The following is a 6,934-nucleotide window of genomic DNA, read 5'->3' as shown; positions in this document are numbered from 1 at the left end:
AAGAGGCGTCCGCCCCTTCCGGGCCCGTGGCCCCCGCCCGTCCCGAGCCGCCACCGCTCCCCCGGCCCCGCTCGGCCGCCCCGGAACTGGCGCGGGTCGCCGTCGCCCTCCTCGCCGACCTGCGCCGTCACGCGCCCCGGCTGATGCTGTCCGAGCGCGACATGGACACCCTCGCCCCGGGAGTGGTCACCTGGCTCGAACGGGGCGCCCGCCCCGAAGCCGTACGCCACGCCTTGACGGCCGATCTCCCGGACCCGCTCAAGCACCCGGCCGGACTCCTGCGGCACCGGATCACAACGCTCCTCCCCCCGCCGCTTCCGGGGGACCGGGACCTCGCCGTGCCCACGCCTCCCCGCGCGGCCGTCGTCCCCCTCCAGAACTGCGACCGCTGCGACCGCGCCTTCCGCTCCCGCCACCCCGGCCACTGCCGTGACTGCCGCGACGGCCACGACGGCCACGACGGCAGTCGCACGCGGACGGCCGCCTGACCGCCACCCACCGCACCTCGGATTCCGCACGTCCCCGGGGCGGCCCGCCGGTGGGCGAACACGGGGGTTAGCCCCACTGCCCCCGGGGGCCGGGCTCCGTACCGTGAACGGCATGGAAGCCCGTGACCCAGAGCTCAGGCGAGAGCTCGACGCCACCTTGAAGGCCCGCGCCGAGTTGGGCCCGGACTACGAGACGGCGCTCGTCGACTCGTTCCTGGAGAAGGTCGAACAGCGGCTCGACGGCACGCTGGACCGACGTATGCGCCGGCACCTCGCCGAGCAGCAGGTGGTCGTCGCCCGGGGCGGGGCCGGGCCGGCCGCTCCGCCCGGCGGGACCTTCGGGGAGCGGTTCGGCTTCGCCACCGTCTCGCTGGTGCTGGCCGTCCCGCTGTCGGCGATCGGCGTCGCCAACGCCGGGATCGAAGGGCTCGTGGTGGCGTGGCTGGGGGTCTTCGGGGTGAACGCCGTGCACGCCGCGCGGACGTGGCCGTGGTCGCACGCGAGGCGCCACCCGTCGGACCGGCGGGACTGAGGCCCGGCCCGCGCCGTCCGGAGGGGCGGGGCACGGAGCGTCGCGGGGACCGCCGCACCCCCGGTCGCCCGGGGGGCGGGACGACGGCGGTCCCCGCGAGGGACGCGGTTTCGGGTCAGGCCGAAAGCCGCGTCCGGGCGACGGCGGAGTTCCGGGAGCCGCTCCGTGGTCCGTGTCGCCGTACCGGTGCCGGCGGGTTCCCCCGCCGACACCCCTCACTGTGCCGGAGCCGTGTTAACCGGGTGCTGCGCCCACGTGTCGTGCTCGTACCGATTCCGCGTCGCCCGGACGTGCGGCGTCACTGCTTGGGAGCGGCGTCCTTCGCGAGGAAGGCCAGCAGGTCCTGCCTGCTCACGACACCCTTCGGCTTCCCCTCCACGAGGACGATCGCCGCGTCCGCGCCGTCCTGGCCGCTGAGCACCGCCATCAGGTCCTCGACGGGCTCGCCGGAGCCGACCTGCGGCAGCGGGGCCGACATGTGCTTCTCCAGCGGGTCGAAGAGCGAGGCGCGCTGTGTGAACAGGGCGTCCAGGAGCTGCCGCTCGACGACGGAGCCGATGACCTCGGCGGCCATCACGTCGGGGTGCCCGGCACCCGGCTTCACGATCGGCATCTGCGAGACGCCGTACTCGCGGAGCACGTCGATGGCCTCGCCGACCGTCTCCTCCGGGTGCATGTGGACGAGCGACGGGAGCGGGCCCTCCTTGAAGTCGAGGACCGCGCCGACCCGTGCGGAGGGGCCGCTGTCCTCCAGGAAGCCGTAGTCCGCCATCCACTCGTCGTTGAAGATCTTGCTCATGTAGCCGCGCCCGCTGTCCGGCAGCAGGACGACCACCACGTCGTCGGGGCCGAGCCGCCGGGCGACCTCCAGGGCCCCGACGACCGCCATCCCGCAGGAGCCGCCGACGAGCAGGCCCTCCTCCTTGGCCAGGCGGCGGGTCATCTGGAAGGAGTCCTTGTCCGACACCGCCACGATCTCGTCCGTGACCGTGCGGTCGTAGGCGCTCGGCCAGAAGTCCTCGCCGACGCCCTCGACGAGGTACGGCCGGCCGGAGCCGCCGGAGTAGACGGAGCCCTCGGGGTCGGCGCCGATGACCCGGACCCGGTTGTCGCTGACCTCCTTGAGGTAGCGGCCGGTACCGGTGATCGTGCCGCCGGTCCCGACGCCCGCGACGAAGTGGGTGATCTTCCCCTCCGTCTGCTCCCAGAGCTCGGGGCCCGTCGTCTCGTAGTGCGAGCGCGGGTTGTTCGGGTTGGAGTACTGGTCGGGCTTCCACGCCCCCGGCGTCTCACGGACCAGCCGGTCGGAGACGTTGTAGTAGGAGTCCGGGTGCTCGGGGTCGACGGCGGTCGGGCAGACTACGACCTCGGCGCCGTAGGCGCGCAGCACGTTGATCTTGTCGGTGGACACCTTGTCGGGGCAGACGAAGATGCAGCGGTAGCCCTTCTGCTGGGCCACGATGGCCAGGCCCACACCGGTGTTGCCGCTGGTCGGCTCGACGATCGTGCCGCCGGGCTTCAGCTCGCCGCTCTGTTCGGCCGCCTCGATCATGCGCAGGGCGATGCGGTCCTTCACGGACCCGCCGGGGTTGAAGTACTCGACCTTGGCCAGGACCGTCGCCTGAATGCCTGTCGATACATTGCGCAGCCTCACCAGCGGGGTGTTGCCGACAAGACTGATCATCGAATCGTGGAATTGCACCGTGTACTCCGGGGTCTCCGAGATGGTCAGCCAAGAGTATGCGCACGAGGCGGCCCGGGGGCGGGGGCGGCGGTACGGGCCCCCTCGCCGGGCGGGGAGATTGGGCCGGGGGCCTCACGGGGCAGGTAGTGCTTGTACGGCTGTACGGCGAGGAGGAGGTGGACCGGACTGTGTCGAGAGCGAGGGTGGCACGGCGGATCGCGGCGGGCGCGGCCTACGGCGGCGGGAGCGTCGGGCTGATCGGGGCGGCGACGGTGGGCCTGGTACTGGCCGAGGTGCAGCTGGCGAAGCGGCGGGTGGGCGGGGGCACGGCACCGGTGCCGCCCAGCGCGGACGGCCGGTACGGGGTGGCGTTCGCCGGTCCCTCCGACCCGTTGCGCTTCGTGATGCTGGGGGACTCGACGGCGGCCGGCCAGGGTGTGCGCCGGGCCGGCCAGACACCGGGGGCCCTGCTGGCGTCCGGGCTGGCGGCGGTGGCGGAGCGCCCGGTGGACCTGCGGAACGTGGCGCTGCCGGGTGCGCGCTCCGACGACCTGGAGCGGCAGGTCTCGCTGGTACTGGCGGACCCCACGGGCCCGCCCGACGTCTGCGCGGTCATCATCGGGGCGAACGACGTGACGCACCGGATCCCGGCGACCCAGTCGGTGCGCTGCCTGGGTACCGCGGTCCGCAGGCTGCGCACCGCCGGCGCGGAGGTGGTCGTGGGCACCTGCCCGGACCTGGGCACGATCGAGCCGGTGTACCAGCCGCTGCGGTGGCTGGCCCGCCGGGTGAGCCGTCAGCTCGCGGCGGCGCAGACGATCGGCGCGGTGGAACAGGGGGCCCGGACCGTGTCGCTGGGAGACCTGCTGGGGCCCGAGTTCGAGGCGAACCCGCGCGAGCTGTTCGGGCCGGACAACTACCACCCCTCGGCGGAGGGCTACGCCACCGCGTCGATGGCGATGCTGCCGACGCTGTGCGCCGCGCTGGGGCTGTGGCCGGAGTCGGACCGCCTGGACGGGGCGCGGCGCGAGGGCATGCTGCCGGTCGCGAAGGCGGCCTCCCGGGCGGCGCGCGAGGCGGGTACGGAGGTCACCGGGGCCCGCGCCCCGTGGGCCCTGCTCAAGCACCGGCGCCGGCGCAGGCTGCCCGCGCACACGGAGCCGGTACGGCGCGACGACGCGGGCGGGGGGCCGCAGCATCCGCCCGCGTCGGGGGCGACCTGGCGCCCGGCCTGAGGGGGCGCCGGGCGGCCGGGCTGAGGGGGGCCGGGTGACCGGGCTGAGGGGGGCCGGGTGACCGGGCTGAGGGGGCACCGGGCGGCCGGGCCCACCCGGTCACCCGGGCGCCGGGCCCCTCCGGCGGGCCCCGGACAACGCGACTGAGCGCTTGCTCAGTAAAGAGGTCCGCATCACACGGCTTGTCGGGTGACCTGAGCGATACGTACGGGTAACTTCCAAGTCAGCCCTGCCTTCCAGCCCTCATGGAGCCGCGTGATGCCCGAAGCCGTGATCGTCTCTGCAGCCCGTTCGCCGATCGGCCGGGCCTTCAAGGGGTCCCTGAAGGACCTGCGCGCGGACGACCTGACCGCGACCGTCATCCGGACCGCCCTGGCCAAGGTCCCCGAGCTGGACCCGAAGGACATCGACGACCTGATGCTCGGCTGCGGCCTGCCCGGCGGCGAGCAGGGCAACAACCTGGGCCGGATCATCGCCGTACAGATGGGGATGGACCACCTCCCCGGCTGCACGGTCACGCGCTACTGCTCCTCCTCGCTGCAGACCAGCCGCATGGCACTGCACGCGATCAAGGCGGGCGAGGGCGACGTCTTCATCTCCGCCGGTGTCGAGATGGTCTCCCGCTTCGTGAAGGGCAACTCCGACAGCCTCCCGGACACGCACAACCCGCTCTTCGCCGAGGCCGAGGCCCGCACGGCGGCCCGCGCCGAGCAGTCCGGCACCACCTGGAGCGACCCCCGCGAGGAGGGCCTGGTCCCGGACGCGTACATCGCCATGGGCCAGACCGCGGAGAACCTGGCCCGGCTCAAGGGCGTCACCCGCCAGGAGATGGACGAGTTCGGCGTACGGTCGCAGAACCTGGCCGAGGAAGCCCTCAAGAACGGCTTCTGGGAGCGCGAGATCACCCCGGTGACGACCCCGGACGGCACGGTCGTCTCCAAGGACGACGGCCCTCGCGGCGGCGTCACCATGGAGGGCGTCCAGGGCCTGAAGCCGGCGTTCCGCCCCGACGGACGCATCACCGCCGCGAACTGCTGCCCGCTCAACGACGGCGCCGCCGCGCTCGTGATCATGTCCGACACCAAGGCGCGGGAGCTGGGCCTGACCCCGCTGGCCCGGATCGTGTCGACCGGCGTCTCCGGCCTGTCCCCCGAGATCATGGGGTACGGCCCGGTCGAGGCCAGCAAGCAGGCGCTCGAGCGCGCCGGCCTGGCCATCGGGGACATCGACCTGGCCGAGATCAACGAGGCGTTCGCCGCCCAGGTCATCCCCTCCTACCGGGACCTCGGCCTGCCGCTGGAGAAGGTCAACGTCAACGGCGGAGCGATCGCCGTCGGCCACCCCTTCGGCATGACCGGCGCCCGGATCACCGCCACCCTGATCAACAGCCTGCAGTTCCACGACAAGCAGTTCGGCCTGGAGACGATGTGCGTCGGCGGCGGCCAGGGCATGGCCATGGTCATCGAGCGGCTGAGCTGAGCCCGGGCGGGGCCGGGGCGGACCCGGCCGGGCCCGCCCCGGCCGCCGAGTCGGCCCGGACCCCGCCGTTCCTCGTGGAGGCCGCCCCGAACCGGCCCGAGCCCCGAACGTGACCGAATCTCCCCCAGGATGTGACCTGCGTCCCGGGGGAGATTCGTTTGCGCAGGTCACACCCGTATCGGGGGTCCACATAGGGCCCAAAGACCTGTCCATTTCGTGACGTAATGCACTGACAGCGGGCACGGGTACAGGCCAAGCTGATGTAGGAAGTCGGGGGTGTCGATCGAAACCGGGAGTACGTCAGTGAGCGCCATGCCAATTGCCCTGTTGCTGACCACCGCCGCTGCCACGGCCGTCGGCGCCGCCGCACTGCACGCCGCTCACGGTCTGCGCAAGCAGGTCGTCGCCCTGCGTACGGAACTCGCGGAGGGCCGGGGCGGCCACGCCACGGTGCCCGAGCAGCAGAACCGGAGCGCCGCCGCCTCCGCGGAGGAGATACGCGCGGCGGTCGCCGAAGCGCTGGCCGAGGAGCGCGAGCGGGAGCTCGCCGAGGCCCGTGCCTTCTGGGCCGCCCAGGAAGCCCGCGACGCCGCCGACGCCCCGTCCCTGCTGGGCGGACTCTCCGGTCTCGGCGACGACGCCCCCTTCTTCATGCCCCGTCAGGCGGACTTCGCCGGACTGGAGTCCATGGACCTCGAAGTGACCGAGGCCATGGAGGAGCTGGTCGAGCTGACGGACCTGCCCGAGGTCGCCGAGTCCGTGGAGTTCGCCGAGGACTCGCCCGAACTGGCCGCGGCCCGCCGCCGGCACCCCTCGCACCCGGACTTCGTCCCGGCGCAGACCTCCGTGGTCGCCGACCACGAGCGCACCGTGGACCGCCTGGAACGCCTCGCCGACACCGCCACGGAGCTCACCGACGTACGCCCCGGTCCGCTGGGCACGCTCGACGTCTACGTCTTCGCCGACGGCACCACGCTCTGCCTGACGCCCGGTCACCGTGAGACCGCCGAACGCCTCGCCGACTCGCTGCGGGCCGGGGAGCAGCCGGTCCTGCTGGGCGGTTCCGGTGTCTCCGGCGCCTACGCGCTGACCTTCTCGTGCGGCGAGGAGAACGTCTACATCCTCGCCGACCGCGTCATCGCCTCGTTCTGACCCGGGCGCGGCGGGACTCAGCGGGCGAAGGCCCGCTCCGCCGCCTCCTCGACACCGCGCACGGCCTCGTCCAGCTCCTGGGGCGAGGCCGTTTCCAGTGCCACGGCCAGGTCGCGTCCCGCGACGGCGAGCTGGTCGCCGACCGCGAACACGCCCGCGTCCGGCAGGAGGCGCGGCTCGCGGTCCGGGGACTCGATGCGCTGGGCCCGGGCGGAGAGCTCGCGGGCGGTCGCCAGGGCCTCGGCGGCCAGGCCGCGCCGCAGTCGGCTCTGCGGGGCGCTGCGCAGCCGGTCGGCGAACCGCTCCACCGCGGTGATCAGGGGGGTCGTATCGAGCACCCCGCGACCCTACGTCCCCGTGGCGG

Annotated in this window: 6 protein-coding genes and 1 pseudogene; 5 read left to right on the top strand and 2 right to left on the bottom strand. The window is 73.6% G+C overall.

From position 1 onward, the window contains the following. Positions 1 to 488: pseudogene (locus IH13_RS0120765) on the top strand (hypothetical protein); the annotation flags it as partial. A 112-nt stretch (positions 489 to 600) separates the two neighbouring features. Then, the gene (locus IH13_RS0120760; protein ID WP_031086616.1) at positions 601 to 1,020 is read left to right on the top strand and encodes a hypothetical protein; all 420 of its coding nucleotides are present in this window, start codon (positions 601 to 603) and stop codon (positions 1,018 to 1,020) included. A gap of 298 nt (positions 1,021 to 1,318) precedes the next feature. Here IH13_RS0120760 and IH13_RS0120755 read toward each other — a convergent pair whose 3' ends face one another. Next, the gene (locus IH13_RS0120755) at positions 1,319 to 2,722 is read right to left on the bottom strand and encodes a cystathionine beta-synthase (protein WP_031086614.1); all 1,404 of its coding nucleotides are present in this window, start codon (positions 2,720 to 2,722) and stop codon (positions 1,319 to 1,321) included. Positions 2,723 to 2,907: 185 nt separating this feature from the next. Here IH13_RS0120755 and IH13_RS0120750 point away from each other — a divergent pair, with 185 nt between their 5' ends. The 3 genes from IH13_RS0120750 to IH13_RS0120740 all read left to right on the top strand — a co-directional run bounded on the left by IH13_RS0120750 (position 2,908) and on the right by IH13_RS0120740 (position 6,570). Then, positions 2,908 to 3,939, top strand: coding sequence for an SGNH/GDSL hydrolase family protein (locus tag IH13_RS0120750; protein WP_037841906.1), 1,032 nt, complete (start codon positions 2,908 to 2,910; stop codon positions 3,937 to 3,939). A gap of 258 nt (positions 3,940 to 4,197) precedes the next feature. Next, a complete protein-coding gene (locus IH13_RS0120745; RefSeq protein ID WP_031086611.1) occupies positions 4,198 to 5,418 on the top strand; it encodes an acetyl-CoA C-acetyltransferase in 1,221 nt (406 codons plus the stop codon). A gap of 312 nt (positions 5,419 to 5,730) precedes the next feature. After that, on the top strand, positions 5,731 to 6,570 hold the full coding sequence (locus tag IH13_RS0120740; RefSeq protein ID WP_199814771.1) for a hypothetical protein: 840 nt from the start codon (positions 5,731 to 5,733) through the stop codon (positions 6,568 to 6,570). Between the two features lie 17 nt (positions 6,571 to 6,587). Here IH13_RS0120740 and IH13_RS0120735 read toward each other — a convergent pair whose 3' ends face one another. Continuing rightward, positions 6,588 to 6,908, bottom strand: a complete 321-nt coding sequence (locus tag IH13_RS0120735) for a hypothetical protein (RefSeq protein ID WP_031086606.1) — start codon at positions 6,906 to 6,908, stop codon at positions 6,588 to 6,590. Positions 6,909 to 6,934 lie beyond the last annotated feature (26 nt).

Origin of the sequence: Streptomyces sp. NRRL WC-3549 (genome assembly GCF_000721935.1) — a bacterium.
Lineage (GTDB): Bacteria > Actinomycetota > Actinomycetes > Streptomycetales > Streptomycetaceae > Streptomyces.
This window is presented reverse-complemented; position numbering and strand designations above follow the sequence as displayed.

Bases quoted from the DNA above. Each gene is read 5' to 3' on its own strand.
- IH13_RS0120745 (WP_031086611.1), top strand. From the start codon at position 4,198: ATGCCCGAAGCCGTGATCGTCTCTGCAGCCCGTTCGCCGATCGGCCGG.
- IH13_RS0120760 (WP_031086616.1), top strand. From the start codon at position 601: ATGGAAGCCCGTGACCCAGAGCTCAGGCGAGAGCTCGACGCCACCTTG.
- IH13_RS0120740 (WP_199814771.1), top strand. From the start codon at position 5,731: ATGCCAATTGCCCTGTTGCTGACCACCGCCGCTGCCACGGCCGTCGGC.